This window comes from Bradyrhizobium sp. (assembly GCF_049519115.1).
Taxonomy (GTDB): domain Bacteria; phylum Pseudomonadota; class Alphaproteobacteria; order Rhizobiales; family Xanthobacteraceae; genus Bradyrhizobium.
In genome coordinates this window covers 40,332-58,949 of record NZ_JBEKRB010000031.1, presented here as the reverse complement: position 1 = coordinate 58,949, position 18,618 = coordinate 40,332, and the positions used below count along the sequence as shown (strand labels likewise).

The window sequence follows — 18,618 nt, the reverse complement described above, 5'->3', positions numbered from 1 at the left end:
CTCATTTCGCTGATGTCTTCAGGCTCAAGACCGCGCAGCCGCCGGAAAAAAGCACAAGGGCGACAAGGCAAGCGCCCAAGGTGAGGTTTCCCGTCCGCTCGGAAACATACCCGAAGAGCACGGGCGCGATCAGGCTTCCGATCTGACCTGCACTGCTGATGAAAGCAATGCAGCCGGCGGACTCCGCTTCGGACAAAAAGCCGGTCGGGATGGTCCAGAACAAGGCGATTGCGGACAGGTATCCGACCGCCAGCACCGCCAGACACGCGATCGAAAGCGTCGAATCCCCCGCGGCATGGGCGATGGCGATGGCCGCGCAGCCGGCGGAGGCGACCGCGGCAAAGAAATGCCAGCGCCGCTCAAGCCAGCGATCGGAAGAATAACAAAGCACGAGCATGCCGGCTGCACCGACCGCGTAGGGCACCGCGGACAACAGACCGATGTGCAAGAAGTTAGTCACGCCCGCGCGCTGGATGATGGTGGGCGCCCAGAAATTAAGAACCATTCCCGCCCATGTCACGGAGAAGTAGCCGAATGTAGCGATCCATAGCATCGGCTTGCGAAGTGCATACAGAAAGGCCTGAAGGCCGGAACGGCTGTCGATCCGTCCTTCGACCGATAAATTGGCGACAAGCAAATCCTTCTCGCGCTCGGACAGCCATTTGGCATCGCGCGGACGATCGTTGAGCACGAAGAGCGCCGCAATCCCCATCAACACCGGCAACACTCCCTCGATCAAAAACAGCCACTGCCAATTCCTGAAGCCGAGAAAACCCTCCAGATGCTGCATGATCAAGCCGGACGTCGGGCCGCCGACCATCCCGGATACCGCAATGGCAAGAACGAACAACGACATGATCCGTCCGCGCATGCGATTAGGGAACCAGAGCGTGAGATAAAGAATGACACCGGGAAAAAAGCCGGCTTCGGCCGCGCCGAGCAGGATGCGGGCAAGATAAAACTGCAGCGGGCTCGATACGAAAGCCATCGCCATCGAGGCCAGACCCCACAGGCACATGATCCTAGTGATGGTCTTGCGCGCGCCGACCTTCTGCAAAACCAGATTGCTCGGCACCTCGAACAGGATATAGCCGACATAGAACAGGCCGACGCCTAGCCCATAGCTGGCATCGCTCAGGTGCAGATCGCCCTGGAATTGCAGTTTGGCAAAACTGACATTGACGCGGTCGATGTAGTTCAGAACATAGCAGACGAAGATAAACGGGATGATCCGATAGACGACCTTCCGGTAGAGACGGTGCTCGACGTTCTCTGCAATCGCCGGACTTTCCGATTGTTGTTGCACATGCTTCTCCACGCCAACCGCTAAGCGGCCTCCGCAATCGCCGCATAGATCTCGTCGATATCGGCCTGGGTGACGCAATAAGGCGGCATCACGTACATCGTGTTGCCGAGCGGGCGCAGCAGCAGATTCCGGCGTCCGAAGAAATCGAGGAGTTTTGGACCGATGCCGGCGAGGTAACCGCTGTCGCGCGCATCGAGTTCAAGCGCGGTGATCGTGCCGGTCCGGCGGACATTTTTGAAGCGCCCATCGGCCCGAAATGGCGTGAGCGCATTTTCTTGCATCGCTGCAACCGCCGCGACGCGTTCCCTGACAGCCGGATCGCCCCATAGATCGAGGTTGGCCTTGGCCGCCGCGCAGGCGATTGGGTTTGCCGTATAGGAACTTGAATGAAAGAACGTGCGGCTGCGGTCGTGCGAGAAATGCGCGTCGAAAATCTCAGCTCTGCACAGCGTCACGGCGAGCGGCAATGCGCCGCCGGTCAGGCCCTTTGAGTAACAGGCAATATCCGGCACCACGTCCGCCTGCTCGCAGGCAAATAAAGTGCCGGTGCGGCCCCAGCCCGTCATGACTTCATCGGCGATGAACCAGACGCCGGATGCTTCGCAAATCCGCTGCATCTCCTTGAGCACCCAGGCCGGGTACATCAGCATCCCGCCGGCCCCCAGAATCAGCGGCTCGACGATGAACGCGGCAGGCTTATCACGGCAGGCAGCCTCCAACGCATCGAGCGTCGCCTGCTCCTGCCCTGGATGAGGAAACGGCACCGTAGTGACGTCGAACAATAGCGGGCCATACGCCGCGTTGAATACGCCGCGGGCGCCGACCGACATCGCCCCGATGGTGTCGCCGTGATAGGAATGCTGCATCACGGCGAGGCGAGAGCGGGCTTCCCCAATATTGTGCCAGTAGCCGAGCGCCATCTTCAGCGCCACTTCGACACTGGTCGAGCCACTGTCCGAAAAGAACACGTAGTCGAGACCGCGCGGCGCGAGTTTCAGCATTGCGGAGGCGACCTGTTCCGCCGGCTCGTGGGTATGGCCGGCGAAGATGATCTGGTTGAGTTGTTCGGCTTGCTTCTGAATCGCGCGCACGATGGGCGGATGGCAATGGCCGTGCGTGACCACCCACCACGAAGAAATCGCATCGATGATGCGGCGGCCGTCGGCGGCAAACAGATAAGCGCCCTCGCCGCGCGCGATCTTGACCATGTCGGGCTGAAGCGCGTGCTGCGTGAACGGATGCCAGATCGGCGACGTTTTCCTGGGCATCACGGACCGAAATCGCCAGGCTTGAACGCGGCGGCGAACGCCTCGCGCAACGTACTTTGATTCAACAGCGAAAGCCGGGGCAGCCGTCCGAGCCGCTTGACGCGACCAAGCTCGCAAATGGCGCGTTCGCTTTCCGGATGGCTGTCGCCGATGAAAGCGATGCCCAGCACATCAATATCGCGGCGGCGCAAGGCTTCGACCGAGAGCAGCGAGTGGTTGATGGTGCCAAGCGACGTCCGGGCGCACAGCACGACCGGAATACGCCAGCGCGCGAACACGTCGATAAAAAGCGTGGTTTGGTCGAGCGGCACCATCAACCCGCCGGCGCCCTCGATCACCAGTGGGCGTCCATTGGAATCGGGCACCACAAACTCCTTTGCGTCAATGCTGACACCGTCGATCGCGGCCGACTGGTGCGGCGAGACTGGCGTCTTCAGGCGATAGCGCTCGGGCAAAATCCGATCGGAGGACAAGCCCCCCAATCGCGCAACAACTTCGGAATCGGTCTCGCCGTCAAGGCCGGACTGGATCGGCTTCCAGTAGCAGGCACCCAGCAGATCGGCGAGAGCAGCGGCAAACACGGTCTTGCCGATCTCGGTGTCGGTACCGGTCACCACGATCCGCCGGCTCATCGCCCCTCACCCGCCGTTTCTTCCAGCGCATCGAGCATGGCACGCACGTCGCGCCGGTCCACATTATTCGTCAGGGAAATGCGCAAGCGCGCGGTGCCTGCCGGCACCGTCGGCGGCCGTATTCCCCTGATGTCGAAACCGCTCGCCTGTAGCGCCGCCGCCAACGCCATTGCGCGCGCATTGTCGCCGACCATGAACGGCATGATTTGCGAGCCCGAAAGCCGCCAGCCATCTCTTGCACCGATTTCGCGGTGCGCGAAGTCGATCAAACTCGCCAGTCGTTGCTGGCGCTCCGGCTCATCGCGCAGGATCGACAGTGCCTCTTGCACAGCGACGGCCATTAGCGGAGACGGCGCGGTGGAGAAAATGAACGGACGGCAGCGATTGACGATGAAATCGCGTAATAGTCTTGTCGTCGTGACCAGCGCGCCGGCCGCGCCCAGCGCCTTGCCGCAGGTGTGGATCGCGATGAGATTCTCACGCCCCTCGTAGGCTGCGGTTAGTCCGCGTCCGCCTGGACCGAAGACGCCGGTGGCATGGGCCTCGTCCACCATCAGGAACGCATCATGCCGGTCGGCGATCGCGACAAGCGATTCAAGCGGCGCAAAATCGCCGTCCATGCTGTAGAGGCTTTCGGCGACAATCCAGATCCGCCCCGTGCCGCCTTCTGACCGCCAGGTGCGGATCACGTCTTCGATCGAGCCGGCATCGTTGTGCGCGCTGAGCCGAAACTCCGCGCGGCCGGCACGCGCGCCCTCATGAATGCTGGCATGGACGAGCGCATCGAGCACCAGCAGATCGCCCCGCTGGGGCAACGTCGTCAAGACGGCGAAGTTGGCAATGTAGCCGCTGGCGAAAAAGACCGCGGCTTCCGCGCCGAAAAATCGCGCAGCCTCGGCCTCAAGGCTTTCGTGCTCGGCGCAATTGCCGCGCAGCAGTCGCGAACCGCCGGCGCCGATCGGAGTTCCCGCTTCCACCGCGGCGGCGATCGCCTTGCGCATCCGCTGGCAGCCGGCCAGCGCCAGATAATCGTTCGAGGAAAAGTCGATGCCGGCGCGCGGTGTGAGGCTCCGCAGCCGGTCGTCATCCCTCAACGCGTTCAAGGCAGTGGCGTAGTGTAACGCCTTGTTCACGCCCGCGCCTGGTTGAGACGGGACGATATGCCGAGTCGGTCGAGCAGGTCGGCATCGCGCGCGGCTTGCGGATTTTTCGTCGTCAGAAGCACATCGCCGATGAAGATCGAATTGGCGCCTGCCAGAAAGCAGAGCGCCTGTAGCTCGTCGGTCATGTATTGCCGTCCCGCCGAGAGACGCACCACGCTCTTCGGCATCATGATGCGGGCGACCGCGACCAGCCGCGCCAGCGCAATGGCGTCCGGCCGCTCGGCGGTGTCGTTGACCGGCACGCCCTTGACTTCATTCCACAGGTTGATCGGAACGCTTTCGGGATGGCTTGGCAAATTAGAAAGCAGCACCAGCATGCCAAGCCGGTCGTCCAATTCCTCGCCCATGCCGATGATGCCGCCGCAGCAGACCTTGATGCCGGCCTCGCGCACGTACGCCAGCGTATCGATGCGGTCCTGCAAGGTGCGGGTGGTGATGATGTTGTCGTAGAATTCGGGCGAGGTATCGACATTGTGGTTGTAGAAGTCGAGCCCGGCATCGCGAAGCCGCGCAGCCTGCGGCGGCGTCAGCATGCCGAGCGTCGCGCAGGTTTCCATGCCGAGTTCCTTGACCGCACTCACCATGCCGCAGACCTGGTCAAGATCGCGGTCCTTCGGATTGCGCCAGGCCGCCGCCATGCAGAAACGGCTTGCGCCCGCGTCGCGTGCACGCCTGGCGGTCGCAACCACATCCGCCTGCGCCATCAGCTTGGTCGCCTTCAGTCCGGTGTCGTAATGCGCACTCTGCGAACAATAACCGCAGTCTTCCGGGCAGCCGCCGGTCTTGATGCTGAGCAGGCTCGCGGTCTCGATCTGGTTGGGATCGAAATGAGTGCGATGGATGCTTTGTGCGCGGAACATCAGGTCCGCGAAGGGAAGATTATAAAGCGCCTCCGCTTCGGGCCGCCGCCAGTCGTGCCGGATGGGCCCGATGCTTTGTTCAGTACCTTGGCCGTCATTCCGCGTTTCAACCAACCCGTCGGCCATGGTTTAAATCCCCATTTTATAGATAAAGTCAATTTTTATCTATGATATTGCTGTTAGACCGAGGTTAGCCTAGGTTCGGGGTTCCTGCATTCGATTTTACGATAGATAATCTATGAGCGAAGCCGACGAGAACTCTACCGTTGCCGCGCGGATCACCGAGGCCATTGCGGAACGGATCATCGCAGGCGCGCTCAAGCCGGACATGCCGCTCCGGCAGGACCACGTCGCGCGCGAATTCAATTCAAGCCATGTCCCGGTTCGAGAAGCTTTTCGTCAACTCGAAGCCCAGCATCTGGTGATCGCCCTTCCCCGGCGCGGCGTACGGGTCGCGCCGCTCGATGCCGGCTCGGTCAGAGAAATCTCGGAAATGCGCGCCGCGCTCGAAGTGGTCGCGCTGCGCCACGCCGCACCTCGGCTGACGCCGGCTCATCTCGCCAGGATCGAACTCGCTTTGATCGAAGGCGACAATGCCGAAACGCTGCAGGAGTTTGAAGCCGCCAACCGTGCATTTCACCAAGCGCTCGTGATGCCGTGCGCAATGCCACGGTTACTCGCGAGCCTTGACGGATTGCAGCGCGCCAATTCACGCTTGGTGTTTGCGATGGGGCACAGTTCAGGCTGGCGGCCGCGGTCCAATCAGGACCATCGCCTCATTCTCGGGGCGTTGCGGGCACGCGACATTGAACAGGCTTGCAGCCTGCTCGCCCGACACATCCAGACCATCGAACGGCTGACCGCCCCGGCCACTTAGACGAGATGATTAATCAGGGGATGCGCCGTCAGGCGCCGACCGCCGGCAGGCTCGCCGCTGCGATCGCAACGATTTCAGCCAAGCGCCGTCCGATCCTCGATTGGGTAGAGCGCAACAGTGAATTCAAGCGGGCCATCACTTCGTTCCTGGCGCCCTGGAAATGAAAGGCGCTTCTCGGAAGGTATGGGTTCCCGCAGCAGGCTAGTCGAGACCGCTGCAAAAATAGCAATGTGGTTGTCGCCCGAACCCCACGACGCAGTAGATTTATTGCCGTTCGGTGATCAAAGAAGAACGAAATCTTCTATGGCCCGTCGGACCCCGATCCGGGCCAGATGCCGCCTACCCCGGCGCAAATCCGAAGGTACGCTCGAAGCGTTTGACGTAAGCCGGCCAGACTTCGGGGTTAATGAGACGCGGCGGCCGCTTGCCGTCCAGCGCGTCGAGCATCTGCTCGGCGGCAATCCGCGCCATATTCTCCCGCGCCTCCTTGGTCACGCCGGCCGTGTGCGGGCTCGCCAGTACATTGTCGAACTGCAACAGCGGATGATCCGGCGGCGGCGGCTCCTTGGCCCAGACGTCGAGCCCTGCACCGGCGATACGCTTGTCGCGCAGCGCCTGCTCCAGCGCCACCTCGTCATGGATGAAGCCGCGCGCGGTGGTGATGAAATACGCATGCGGCTGCATCAGTGCGAATTCGCGCGCGCCGATCATGCCCGTGTTGTCCTTGGTCAGCGGGCACGAGATCGAAACGAAATCCGAGCGGCGCAGCAAATCCTCCAGCGCAACCTTTTCGCCACCGCGCTCGGCCATTTCGGTTGCCGACAGATAAGGATCGTAGGCGAGCACATTCATGTTGAGCAGGCCCTTGCAGAGCGCGGCGATGCGGCGGCCGACATTGCCGAGGCCGACGATGCCGATCGTCTTGCCCTGCACTTCCGCGCCCATCAGCGCGTTGCGGTTGATATTGGCCTCGCGGCGGAGCACGCGATCGGCCTGAATGATGCGCTTCGACAGCGTGATCAGCATGGCGAGCGCATGTTCGGCGACCGATTGCGCATTGCCACCGGACTGATTGACCACAATCACGCCGGCCGCGGTGCAGGCCTCGACGTCGACGGGATCGTAGCCCGCGCCGTTGCTGGAGACGATCAAGAGGTTCGGCGCCCGCTGCAGCAAATCCGCATCGACGTGGAAATGCTTCGCCAGTTCGTCGCGCGCAGCACCGATCTGATAGGCATGCGCGGCGGAGAGAATGGGTGCTGAGACTTCGTCGGGACTTTCATTCTCGAGCCGGTCGAGCCGCACGTCCGGACGCGCCTTGAGGATATCGACGTAGATCTGGTTGGGGAGATATTTGACGTAGAAGACACGCTTGTTGTTGACGGACATCATTTTACTTTCAGTTCGGAGTATTCAACTATTCGGCCGTGATTCCGGCGGATTTGATGATCGTCCCCCACTTCTCGTAGTCGGCGTGAATCTTGGCATCGAGTTCTTTGGAAGAACCGCCGATCGGCGAGGCGCCGAACTTGGCCAGCCGTTCCTTCACCGGCTCGGTGTTTAGCGCAGCGACAAAATCACGCGAGATTTTCGTAACGAGATCGGCCGGCATGCGTGCGGGCCCCAACAGAGCCCACCACACTTCAGTGTCGTAACCGGGCACGGTCTCGGACATCGCGGGCACATCGGGCAGAAACGGCGACCGCTTGGTGGTGGTCACCGCGAGCGCGCGCAGCGTGCGGGCTTCGAGTTGTCCAAGCGCTTCCGGCGCATTGTTGAAGGACATTGGAATCTGCCCGCCCAACAGATCGTTGATCGCCGGCGCGCCGCCTTTGTAGGAAATCGCGCTCATGTCGATGCCGGCAAGTTTCTTGAGCAATTCGCCGGCGAGATGTGTCGAGGTGCCGTTGCCGGATTGGCCGAAGGAAAGGCTTCCCGGCTTTGCCTTGGCCTGGGCAATGACATCGGCGAGCGACTTGAACGGGGAATCGGCGCGCACCAGGAGGATATTGGGTGAAGAAGCCAATATCGAAATCGGGGTGAAATCCTTGAACGTGTCGTAGGGAAGCTTCGGATAGAGGAATGGATTGGTGGCATGCCCGCTGGCCACGACCATCAATGTGTAACCGTCGGGCGCGGACGTCACGAGGACCTGTGAGGCCACCACGCCACCGGCGCCGGGCCGGTTCTCGACCACGACCGACTGTCCCCATTGGCGGGAGACCGCCTCCCCCAGGGTACGCGCAAGAATGTCCACGCCGCCGCCGGCCGCATAAGGCACGAAAATATGGACAGGTCTGGAAGGAAACGGCGCCTCGGCCCATGCCGCGGCGGATACAAAAATAGCGGCGGCGCAGACAACCCGCCGCGACCACCGGCTCAAGAACAGATTGCTCCAGAACGAGCTGTCCAAGAACCTCACCTCCCGATTTTCTTGTCTTATGGCAAGCCTTTGTATGCCATGCCTTTGTTACGACCGCCTCAGCGCCATGCGCAGGTCACTGCACGGCAGGCACATGTTGACAATCCCGCCGTTCGCGTCAAGTTTCGGCGCCTCAAACAAGGGGACCGCCGCGAGATTGCGGAGACGGAGGAAACTTCAATGGTGGCTGCGGACGGGCAGATGTCTCCGACCGGCCTTGGCGAAAAGGCCTGGTACGAAATCGTCCTGCAAACCCTCAAGCGTAACGACATCCGCCTGGTGCCCTATGTGCCGGACCGCGTGCTGACGCGGCTGATCAAGGAAATTCACGCCGACCCGTTCTTTACGGCGTTCCCGACCGCGCGCGAGGAAGAAGCCGTTGGGATTGTTTCCGGCGCCTGGATGGCCGGCATGCGCGGCGCCGTGCTGATGCAAACCTCCGGCTTTGCGACGCTCGCCAATGTGCTGGCCTCGCTCGCCGTCCCCTACCAGATTCCGCTGATCATGTTCGTGTCCGAGCGCGGAACGCTTGGCGAATTCAACTATGGGCAATCGCTGGTGTGCCGCACCATGCGGCCCATGCTCGATTCGCTCGCCATGGAACATCACACCGCAACGAGGCTCGATGAATTCGAGTTCATCGTCGACCGATCGATCAAGCAGGCGATCACGACGCAAGCGCCGGTGGCGCTGATTTTGTCGCCGTTACTGACCGGCGGCAAAGTATTCGACAAGTGAGCGAATTTATGAGCATTCCCGCACGAAATACGAAGGTGATGAACCGTTTCGATCTCACCTCGCGCCTGGTCGCGAAGCTGAAGAAGGAAGAGGCCGTCATCGGCGGCATCGGCAATACCAATTTCGATCTGTGGGCCGCCGGTCACCGCCCGCAGAACTTTTATATGCTCGGCAGCATGGGGCTGGCGTTTCCGATTGCGCTCGGCGTGGCGCTGGCGCAACCCAAACGCCGCGTGTTTGCGCTGGAAGGCGACGGCTCGCTGTTGATGCAACTGGGGTGTCTATCGACGATCGCAACCTTGAAGCCTAAAAACCTCTGCATGATCGTGATGGACAACGGCATTTATCAAATCACCGGCTCGCAACCGACGCCGGCAGCCGCTTCGACCGACCTGATCGCGGTTGCGATCGGCTGCGGTCTCACCAACAGCACCTGGGCGGCTGACGAAGAGGATTTCGAACGGCTGATCGATCAATCGCTGACGGCTTCCGAGCCGATGCTGATTGGCGTGCGGATCGACGACAAGCCGGGAACCGGTGCCACCCGCCGCGACCCCGTGCAGATCCGGGAACGCTTCATGCTTGGCGTCGGCGTCCGCGAGCCGATGTGACTGCAATGTGAGCGGCCAGACCGCTCACATTGGCAAAATCGACCAATCAAGTCTTAATTGATGACTCTGATCACCCGGCGCGTGTGCGGGTCGACGATCAGTCGCTGGTTGTTCACCACTGCATAGCGATAGTCGGTGTAACCGGGCACCGGCCTTACCTCGACGGATGCCGGCAACGGCTCGCCCACCACGACCGGTTCCTCGATCGTCACATAAGACGGCTCCCGCACGCCCTCCACCGAGGTGATCACCGCATTCGGAATTTCGACGGCGGCGCCAGCTGCGGCCCCGACCGTGCCGCCGACGATCTCGCCGACGGGACCAGCGACCGCGCCGCCGGTTCTGGCGCCATTCACCGCGCCCGTCGCAGTCGTCGATTGCGCGAACGCACTGCCCGACGCCAGCAACGAGACAGCAATCAGCGGAAACATAAGCCTGCTCTTCATCACATCCTCCTTCATGTCCAAGGTTCACATCCAAGGCGCCCAACCATTGGCAGCAGGAGTTGTTCCGCGGGAACACGGGTTCAACCATGGATCGGCGTGATGCAAAGAAATCGGCCGAAAAAATTGTCTACCGTCGCGCATGTTCCGGCGGAACAATGCGCCGTTCGCGCTACTCAAACAGCGGCGCGAGTTCCATCTGCGGGACCAGTACGAGTCCCTTGTCGGTGATGCGGATTTCCGGAATTACCGACAGCGGGATCAGGTTGAATCCCATGTAAGGAATGGTGCAGCCGGCTTCCGCCCATTCGATCTTGAGCTGCCTGACTTCTTCAGCGACTTCCGTGATCCGCTTGTCCGACAGCAGGCCTGCGATCGGCAGCGGCACCAGCGCCCTCACCTTGCCGTCGGCGACGACGCAAACGCCGCCCTGGATGTCCTTGATCGCGGCGAGCGCGACCTGCATGTCGGCTTCGTTGGTTCCAGCGATGATGATGTTGTGGCTGTCGTGTCCGACGCTGGAGGCAACCGCGCCGCGCTTGAGGCCAAAATCCTTTAATAGCCCGTAGGCGACATTGCCATTCGATTTGCCGTGACGCTCGACCACGGTCACGTAACAAAGACCATAGCGTTCGAATAGGCTCGGCCAGTCCCTGGCGGGTTCGATTCTGATCTTTTCGTGAATCAAGGTAATCCCGGGCAGCGCCGTCTTGATCGCGTTGACCGTGCAGGCCTTGGCCGGAAGCTCGGGCGTGAGCTTGACGTGGGCGGGCAGCTTCACCGTAACATAAGCGGCTTTCGGATACTGATAGCGTTGCGACAACGCCTGGTCGAGACGCGGCGTGATCTTGCCGTGCTCGACGACGAGTTCGCCGCCATACCAGGTGCAGTGCGGCTTCAACTTGTCATCCATCAAAACGAGGTCGGCACGTCGGCCGCCGCCGAGCCCGCCAATCTCGCCGTCCATGCCGAAGCGGGTCGCGCCATGCAGCGAACCCATCGACCACGCCTGCTCCGGCGACATCCCTGCCTTCACCGCCTCGCGCACCACCCAGTCCAGGCCGAACAGAAACAGATCGTCGGCGTCGCGGTCGTCGGTGCATACGGCTGTGCGCTTGTGCGAAGCGCCGAGTTCGGTGACGGTGCGGATCGCCTGCGGCAGGCTGTGCCATGGCGTGGTCGGCGGTCCGCCGCGCAGGAACAGCCAGACGCCGGCATCAAGCAGGTCATCGGCGATATCGCGATCGATCGCCTCATGGGTATCGGTGACGCCACTTGCGGCATAGGCCGCGACGAATTCACGACCATAGATATGGCCCGACACCGGTCGGCCGCGCTTCAACGATGCGGCAAGAATGGCGTGGCTGCGCTCATCGCCCATGGTGACGGGCACAAAATCCATCTTCTCGCCGAGCGCAACCGCCTCCGGCCAGCGGTCGAACAGGCCTGCGATCTTGTCCGCCGTCAGGTCGCCGCCCGCGGTTTCCAGCGCCGCTGAGGTGGCCGGCACCGTCGAGGGCACCGTGAGAAAAATCGAGAGCGGCGCCTGCCGCGCGTCCTCCAGCATCGCCTCGACGCCGGCGACATCCATGACGTTGCCGATCTCGTGGCTGTCGCAGAAGATCGTGGTGGTACCGTTGAGCAGCGCCGCTTCCGCATAGGCGCATGCCGTCACCATCGAGGACTCGATGTGGATATGCGGATCGACAAGGCCCGGCGCGATGATGCCGCCGGCCGCGTTATAGACAGCAATGTCGCTTGTGAGCTTCTTGTGGGCCCCCGACGGCTTCACGGCCGCGACGCGGCCACCGGTGAGCCAGACCTCGCGCCCGCCAAGGATGCGCTCGGAATAGGTGGAAAGCACCCGCGCATCCGTGATGACGAGATCGGGCGCCGCGCGGCCCGCGGCAACATCGGCAAGACGACGCGTCATCGTGTGTAACGGCGCAACCGCAAAACGGGTCAATTGGGTCATTGGTTTTCTCGGGCTTTCTCGCAGCTGTGCTGTGGTTTCTGGCAGAGATGGTTGCTCCCTGACGAGGCAGGAGCAAGCTCAAATTAGACGGCAAATCTGCACACCCATTGGGCAGGAATCGGGCCCTGTCCGGGTTTTGCCTGAGGAGAAGCCCTGTTCTCGCTACATCCCCCTTTTCGCCCGGGCTCGGCCTCTTTCGCTACACCGGAAGGAGCAGGTCAGCCTGTTCTGCGATCACGCTCGCAGGCTCGTCGTCCAGCGGCAAGTCGAGAACCTCCTCGAACTCGACGATGTTGTCGATCTCCGTGCCCATGGCGATGTCGGTGACGCGTTCAAGGATGAATTCGACCACGACCGGCACTTGATATTCCTTCATCAACTCGCGCGCGGTCGCAAACGCCTGCTGGGCATCCCTGGGATCGGTGACGCGGATCGCGTTGCAGCCCAGGCCTCGGGCGACCGCAACGTGATCGACACCATAGACGCCGAGTTCCGGCGCGTTGATGTTCTCGAACGACAACTGAACTTGATAGTCCATGTCGAATCCGCGCTGGGCCTGGCGGATCAACCCCAGATACGAGTTGTTCACGACGACATGAATGTAAGGCAATTTGAATTGGGCGCCGACCGCGAGTTCCTCGATCAGGAATTGAAAATCATAGTCGCCCGAGAGCGCAACGATCTCGCGGGTCCGATCGGCAGCACGTACGCCCAGCGCCGCCGGCAGCGTCCAGCCTAGCGGCCCGGCCTGCCCGGCATTGATCCAGTTGCGCGGCCGGTAAACACCGAGGAATTGCGCAGCGGCGATTTGCGAAAGTCCGATGACGCTGACGTAGCAGGTATCGCGGCCGAACGCTTTTGTCATCTCCTCGTAGACGCGCTGCGGCTTGATCGGCACGTTATCGAAGTGGCTCTTCCGCAGCATCGAACGCTTGCGGTCCTGGCAGGCTGCCGGCCACGATTGACGTTCTTTCAATTTTCCGCTGGCACGCCATTCCTTCGCGACCGTCACGAACAGCTCGAGCGCGGCTTTTGCATCGGAGACAATGCCGAGGTCGGGATTGAAGACACGTCCAATTTGCGTGGGCTCGATATCGACATGCACAAAGGTGCGGCCTTTGGTGTAGGTTTCGATCGAGCCGGTGTGCCGGTTGGCCCAGCGGTTGCCGATGCCGAGCACAAAATCGGATTCCAGCATGGTAGCGTTGCCGTAGCGATGGCTGGTTTGCAAGCCGACCTGTCCTGCCATCAGCACGTGATCGTCGGGGATAGCGCCCCAGCCCATCAACGTCGGCACCACCGGCACGTTGACGATCTCGGCGAACTGCACCAGCAGGTCGGACGCATCGGCGTTGATGATACCGCCGCCCGCGACGATCAGCGGCCGATCCGCGGCATTCAGCATCTCGAGCGCCTTCTCGATTTGCTTGCGCGTGGCGGCAGGCTTGTAGACCGGCAGCGGTTCGTAGGTTTCAGCATCGAATTCAATTTCCGCAACCTGTACGTCGAGCGGCAGATCGATCAGCACCGGGCCGGGACGGCCGGATCGCATGATATGGAACGCCTGGCTAAAGACACGCGGAACCAGCGCAGGCTCGCGCACGGTCACGGCCCATTTCGTCACCGGCCGCGCAATCGACTCGATGTCGACCGCCTGAAAATCCTCCTTGTAGAGCCGCGCCCGCGGCGCCTGGCCGGTGATGCACAGAATCGGAATCGAATCGGCGATCGCCGAATAAAGCCCGGTGATCATGTCGGTTCCGGCCGGCCCCGAGGTGCCGATGCAGACGCCGATATTGCCGGCTTTGGCGCGCGTGTAACCCTCGGCCATGTGTGAGGCGCCCTCAACGTGGCGCGCGAGAACGTGGGCGATCGACCCGCGCTTCTTCAGCGCCGAGTACAGCGGATTGATCGCAGCGCCGGGCACCCCGAAGGCACAAACCACGCCTTCCCTTTCCAGAATTTGCACGGCCGCATCGATTGCACGCATCTTTGCCATTTCCCACTCCGGTCCGATGATTTTACTTTGGGGATCATCGGACCGCACGGCGCGCCATCTCAACGGAGACGAATTTATTTCCCGCGACGTGGCACAACGTGGATTTTCCACGTTTGCTCAAGCCATTAGTCGCAAGAAAAAATGGAAACGGCGCTCAGCGAAAGCGCGTCTAACCTACCGCTTCGGCAATCGGCGGCATCACGCCACCGAGCACGAGCGTCAGTTCGGTCGCAACCGCCCGCACGATGCAGCCGAGCACCGGCAATCGCTCATCGGTGATCCGGCTGGTCCTGCCGGAGACGGAAATCGCCGCCAAGGGCTCGCTGCAATCGTTATAAACAACGGCGGCGACACAACGCAGCCCCATGCGCGCTTCCTCGTCGTCGACGGCGTAACCCCGCCGCCGGATCGTCTCAAGTTCCCGGAACAGTTCGCCTGGCCGCACCACCGACTTTTCCGTCAGCCTTGGCATGCCCTGCCGGCAGATGATGGCGTTGACGTCGTCGTCAGGGTAAATGGCCAGCACGGCCTTGCCGACGCCGGACGCCACCATCGCGACGCGGCCGCCGACCTTCGTGAGCGAGCGCATGATCTCACGGCTTTCGATCCGGGCCAGCACAATGATGGATTCATCATCGACCACCGCGAGGTTCGCCGTTTCCCGCGTCTGATCGCGTAATTTGCGTAAATACGGCATCGCTTGTGCCGCAAAATTGCGGCGACGGGCGAATGTCGCGCCGACGGCAAAACTCTGCGCGCCGACATGCCATTTCGATTCGGTACGGTCGAAATGAACGAAGCGGCGCTTTTCCAGCGTCGCCAGCAGGCGATGAACGGTTGAGGTCGACAATCCCGTGCGCACGGCAAGGTCGCTGAGACGATAGCCCTCGTCGTCTTCGGCCAGCGTCTCGATGATCGAGAGCGCGCGATCGACCGATTGAACCCCGCCATCGCGGGCCTCGGGCTCGGCCTGGCCAGCGGATTTGGACTCAAGCGATTTGCGCCGGATCACGTTTGTCTTCACCGCAACCTGCTCCACGGAGAGGAGACCTGCTTGCCGCTCGATAAAACCGCGCAGTCAAAGACGAAAGTGCCGCCCCGGATAACCGAGGCGGCACTCGATATCACTTAAAGAAGGCCGGCGCCGCGCGCCCACTTGTACTTGGCGGCGAGCACCTCGACCGGCAGTTCGGTCGAGTAAGCATAGGCCGGGATGCCGTTCTGGTAGAGATATTCGGCGGCTTCCTCGACCTCGACGTCGCCGGCCAGCGAAACGACGATCGGCTTGACGAAGCCCTTCTCTTCCATTTCCTTCTTCACCTCGACCATGTTGCGCGCAAACACCATCGGCGGCGTCACGATCGTGTGCCAGTAGCCGAGGATCAGCGAATGAATGCGGTCATCCGACAGGCCGAGCTTCACGGTGTTGACATAGGTGATCGGCGGCTCGCCGCCGGTGATGTCGACCGGGTTGCCGGCCGCGCCGAACGGCGGAATGAACTTACGGAACGCCGCGTCGAGATCGGGCGGCATCGCCATCAGCGACAGGCCGTTGTCGACCACGGAGTCCGACAGCAGCACGCCGGAGCCGCCCGCACCCGTGATGATCAGCACGTTCTCGCCCTTCGGCGTCGGCAGCACCGGCACGCCGCGCGCGAATTCGAGCAATTGCCGAAGCGAGCGGGCGCGGATCACGCCGGACTGCTTGAAGACGTCTTCGTAGATCTTGTCGTTACCGGCGAGCGCGCCGGTATGCGAGGATGCAGCCTTCGCACCCGCAGACGTGCGGCCTGCTTTCAGCACCACCACCGGCTTCTTCTTCGAAACCCGCTTGGCGGCTTCGGCGAACGCGCGGCCGTCCTTCAAATCTTCGCAGTGCTGGGCAATCAGATTGGTGTTCGGATCCTGCTCGAAGAAAGCGAGCAGATCGTCTTCGTCGATGTCGGACTTGTTGCCGAGGCCGACGATCGCCGAGACGCCCATCTTGGCGGAACGCGAGAAGCCGATGATCGCCATGCCGATGCCGCCGGACTGCGACGACAGCGCCGCGTGGCCCTTGACGTCGTAAGCCGTACAGAAGGTCGCGCAGAGATTGGCCGGCGTATAATAGAAGCCGTAGATGTTCGGTCCCATCAGGCGGACATTGTATTTCTTGCCGATCTCGACGATCTCGGCCTGCAATTCGGGATGACCCGCTTCCGCAAAGCCCGACGGGATCAGCACGGCGCCCGGGATTTTCTTCTCGCCGCATTCGATCAGCGCACCGGCGACGAATTTGGCCGGGATCGCGAACACCGCGACGTCGATCACGCCGGCCACGTCCTTGACGCTCTTATAGGCCTTGTAGCCGAGGATGTCGGCCGCTTTGGGGTGGATCGGATAGATGTCGCCTTTGTAACCGCCGTTGATGAGGTTCTTCATCACGGAGTTGCCGATCTTGCCGTCTTCGGCCGACGCGCCGATCACGGCAACCGCCTTCGGCTGCATGATGCGGTTCATGGCGGCTACGATTTCCTCGGTCGGACGCGGCTTCTCACGCGGCTTGTAGTCGAAGTCGACGACGATGCGGACGTCGGCGGCGATGGCATCCTTCTTGGTGGCAAATACCGGGTTGAGATCGAGTTCGACGATTTCAGGGAAATCGCTGACGAGTTGCGAGACCTTGACGATGACGTCGGCGAGCGCTTCGCGGTTGACGGGGTCGCCGCCACGTACGCCCTGGAGCATTTCATGGGCCTGGATGCCGTCGAGCATCGAGAGCGCGTCGTCCTTGGTGGCCGGCGCGAGGCGGAAGGTGACGTCCTTGAGAACTTCGACCAGCACGCCGCCGAGGCCGAACGCCACCAGCTTGCCGAACGAGCCGTCGGTGATGGAACCGACAATGACTTCGGTGCCGCCGGCGAGCATCTGCTGGATCTGGATGCCTTCGATCTTGGCGTCAGCCTTGTACTTCTTGGCGTTCGCCAGAATGGTGTCGTAGGTCCTCTCGGCGTCTTCGGCGGACTTGACGCCGACCACCACGCCGCCGGCTTCAGTCTTGTGGAGGATGTCCGGCGAGACGATTTTCATCACCACCGGAAACCCCATGGAGGATGCGATCTTCGCCGCCTCGGCTGCCGACTTGGCGACGCCCTCTTTGGGAACCGGGATCCCGTAAGCATCGCAAACCAGCTTGCCTTCCGGCGCCGTCAGACTCGTGCGCTTATCCGCTTTGACTGCATCCAGGACTTTGCGGACCGCATCTTTGGAATTCGACATTAGCTTCCTCCGTGACTTCTATTCTTTGAGCGCAGGAAGCACATGCTGGCATCAGCATCATGACTTGCCTGGCGTGGACTTCGTTCGGTCTTCGTGTGATGGCGTACGCTGGGGACGTCCGCTGCGGCATGATCGGCCGGGTCGCATGGCATTTGGTATGCCAGAAACGAACTTGTCAAGTCGCGGATTTGCTGAAAACAGGGGCAACTTGACATTCTGGCATTTGGCATGCCAAAAACTGCGTAGTTCTGGTTCTTTATTTATAAGATACGCCAACGCCGAACCCATCAAGGCATGATTGAGCATGGCTGACGCAGATATTGCCGTAGTCCGGATCGTGCCGGAGACGAGCTTCAAGAACAAGGCTTATGAGGCGCTGAAGGAAGCCATCCTGAAGATGGACATCTACGCGACTCCGGAGCCGGTGATGCTCGACGAGCGCGCGCTCTCCGAACGCCTGGGTGTCAGTCGCACGCCCATTCGCGAAGCGATCGCGATGCTGGAGCAGGACGGCTTCGTCAAGACGGTGCCGCGCCGCGGCATCGTCGTCGTGCGCCGGACCAAGAGCGAGATCGTGGATATGATCCGCGCCTGGGCCGCGCTCGAGAGCATGGCGGCGCGCCTGATCACGACAACCGCGCGCAAGAAGGACATTTCGGCGCTGCGCGATTTCTTCAAGGATTTCGGCAAGGACCGGCTGCCCGAGCATCACGTCGAGGAATATTCGAAAGCCAACATCGCGTTCCACCAGGCGCTGATTGCATTGAGCGAGTCGCCGGTGCTCGTCGACATGACCAACGATATCTTGCTGCATGTGCGCGGCTATCGCCAATTGACGATCGGACGCATCGAGCGGATGGCGGCGTCCCTGCCCGAGCACCTGGCCATCATTGAAGCCCTCGAACAGCGCGATACCGAGCTTGCCGAAAGGCTGGCGCGGGATCACACGCTTGGCCTTGCGTCCTTCGTCGAAGCGCACGGCAAGGAACTGTTTTAGGCGATCACTCCTTTCAGAGTTTGCGCGACCACTTCCGGGACCAACGCGTCCCCATCAAAAAACGACCAA

At 61.7% G+C, this 18,618-nt stretch carries 17 protein-coding genes; 5 read left to right on the top strand and 12 right to left on the bottom strand.

Annotated elements, in window-relative coordinates; all coding sequences use genetic code 11:
* Nucleotide 1 precedes the first annotated feature (1 nt).
* Genes ABSE61_RS22100 through bioB form a run of 5 tightly spaced genes read right to left on the bottom strand, consistent with a single transcriptional unit; the run spans nucleotide 2 to nucleotide 5,355 of the window.
* Nucleotides 2–1,306 carry an MFS transporter gene (locus ABSE61_RS22100; protein WP_423873267.1) on the bottom strand — a complete coding sequence of 435 codons (1,305 nt, stop codon included), beginning with the start codon at nucleotides 1,304–1,306 and terminating at the stop codon, nucleotides 2–4.
* Between the two features lie 20 nt (nucleotides 1,307–1,326).
* Nucleotides 1,327–2,574 carry an adenosylmethionine--8-amino-7-oxononanoate transaminase gene (locus ABSE61_RS22095; RefSeq protein ID WP_423873282.1) on the bottom strand — a complete coding sequence of 416 codons (1,248 nt, stop codon included), beginning with the start codon at nucleotides 2,572–2,574 and terminating at the stop codon, nucleotides 1,327–1,329.
* Complete coding sequence (gene bioD / locus ABSE61_RS22090) at nucleotides 2,574–3,206, bottom strand: dethiobiotin synthase (RefSeq protein ID WP_423873266.1); 633 nt, start codon at nucleotides 3,204–3,206, stop codon at nucleotides 2,574–2,576. Before bioD ends, ABSE61_RS22095 begins: the two co-directional genes overlap by 1 nt.
* Complete coding sequence (locus tag ABSE61_RS22085; RefSeq protein WP_423873265.1) at nucleotides 3,203–4,339, bottom strand: 8-amino-7-oxononanoate synthase; 1,137 nt, start codon at nucleotides 4,337–4,339, stop codon at nucleotides 3,203–3,205. The genes bioD and ABSE61_RS22085 overlap by 4 nt, the downstream gene beginning before the upstream one ends.
* Nucleotides 4,336–5,355 carry a biotin synthase BioB gene (bioB, locus tag ABSE61_RS22080; protein ID WP_423873264.1) on the bottom strand — a complete coding sequence of 340 codons (1,020 nt, stop codon included), beginning with the start codon at nucleotides 5,353–5,355 and terminating at the stop codon, nucleotides 4,336–4,338. Before bioB ends, ABSE61_RS22085 begins: the two co-directional genes overlap by 4 nt.
* A gap of 112 nt (nucleotides 5,356–5,467) precedes the next feature.
* Between bioB and ABSE61_RS22075 the strand changes: the two genes are divergently transcribed.
* Nucleotides 5,468–6,106, top strand: a complete 639-nt coding sequence (locus tag ABSE61_RS22075) for a GntR family transcriptional regulator (protein ID WP_423873263.1) — start codon at nucleotides 5,468–5,470, stop codon at nucleotides 6,104–6,106.
* A gap of 20 nt (nucleotides 6,107–6,126) precedes the next feature.
* Entirely contained in the window at nucleotides 6,127–6,270 is a 144-nt protein-coding gene (locus ABSE61_RS22070) for a hypothetical protein (protein WP_423873262.1), read from the top strand.
* Between the two features lie 175 nt (nucleotides 6,271–6,445).
* Here ABSE61_RS22070 and ABSE61_RS22065 read toward each other — a convergent pair whose 3' ends face one another.
* Together ABSE61_RS22065 and ABSE61_RS22060 are read right to left on the bottom strand one after the other, a co-directional pair.
* Nucleotides 6,446–7,495 carry a hydroxyacid dehydrogenase gene (locus tag ABSE61_RS22065; protein ID WP_423873281.1) on the bottom strand — a complete coding sequence of 350 codons (1,050 nt, stop codon included), beginning with the start codon at nucleotides 7,493–7,495 and terminating at the stop codon, nucleotides 6,446–6,448.
* A gap of 28 nt (nucleotides 7,496–7,523) precedes the next feature.
* Nucleotides 7,524–8,519 carry a Bug family tripartite tricarboxylate transporter substrate binding protein gene (locus tag ABSE61_RS22060; RefSeq protein WP_423873261.1) on the bottom strand — a complete coding sequence of 332 codons (996 nt, stop codon included), beginning with the start codon at nucleotides 8,517–8,519 and terminating at the stop codon, nucleotides 7,524–7,526.
* Nucleotides 8,520–8,708: 189 nt separating this feature from the next.
* Here ABSE61_RS22060 and ABSE61_RS22055 point away from each other — a divergent pair, with 189 nt between their 5' ends.
* Both ABSE61_RS22055 and ABSE61_RS22050 read left to right on the top strand, forming a co-directional pair.
* Nucleotides 8,709–9,266, top strand: coding sequence for a thiamine pyrophosphate-binding protein (locus tag ABSE61_RS22055; RefSeq protein ID WP_423873260.1), 558 nt, complete (start codon nucleotides 8,709–8,711; stop codon nucleotides 9,264–9,266).
* Between the two features lie 8 nt (nucleotides 9,267–9,274).
* A complete protein-coding gene (locus tag ABSE61_RS22050; protein ID WP_423873259.1) occupies nucleotides 9,275–9,877 on the top strand; it encodes a thiamine pyrophosphate-dependent enzyme in 603 nt (200 codons plus the stop codon).
* 53 nt (nucleotides 9,878–9,930) lie between these two features.
* Here ABSE61_RS22050 and ABSE61_RS22045 read toward each other — a convergent pair whose 3' ends face one another.
* The 5 genes from ABSE61_RS22045 to ABSE61_RS22025 form a co-directional block, all read right to left on the bottom strand.
* Nucleotides 9,931–10,323 (bottom strand): DUF1236 domain-containing protein, encoded by a 393-nt coding sequence (locus ABSE61_RS22045; protein ID WP_423873258.1) that lies wholly within the window; start codon nucleotides 10,321–10,323, stop codon nucleotides 9,931–9,933.
* A gap of 169 nt (nucleotides 10,324–10,492) precedes the next feature.
* Nucleotides 10,493–12,295, bottom strand: coding sequence for an adenine deaminase (locus tag ABSE61_RS22040; RefSeq protein WP_423873257.1), 1,803 nt, complete (start codon nucleotides 12,293–12,295; stop codon nucleotides 10,493–10,495).
* A gap of 199 nt (nucleotides 12,296–12,494) precedes the next feature.
* Nucleotides 12,495–14,294: a glyoxylate carboligase gene (gcl, locus tag ABSE61_RS22035; protein WP_423873256.1), complete on the bottom strand. Its 1,800-nt coding sequence runs from the start codon at nucleotides 14,292–14,294 to the stop codon at nucleotides 12,495–12,497.
* A 169-nt stretch (nucleotides 14,295–14,463) separates the two neighbouring features.
* Entirely contained in the window at nucleotides 14,464–15,318 is an 855-nt protein-coding gene (locus ABSE61_RS22030; protein ID WP_423873255.1) for an IclR family transcriptional regulator, read from the bottom strand.
* A gap of 104 nt (nucleotides 15,319–15,422) precedes the next feature.
* Complete coding sequence (locus ABSE61_RS22025; protein WP_423873254.1) at nucleotides 15,423–17,552, bottom strand: acetate--CoA ligase family protein; 2,130 nt, start codon at nucleotides 17,550–17,552, stop codon at nucleotides 15,423–15,425.
* A gap of 304 nt (nucleotides 17,553–17,856) precedes the next feature.
* Here ABSE61_RS22025 and ABSE61_RS22020 point away from each other — a divergent pair, with 304 nt between their 5' ends.
* The gene (locus ABSE61_RS22020; RefSeq protein WP_423873253.1) at nucleotides 17,857–18,549 is read left to right on the top strand and encodes a GntR family transcriptional regulator; all 693 of its coding nucleotides are present in this window, start codon (nucleotides 17,857–17,859) and stop codon (nucleotides 18,547–18,549) included.
* Nucleotides 18,550–18,618: the final 69 nt, after the last annotated feature.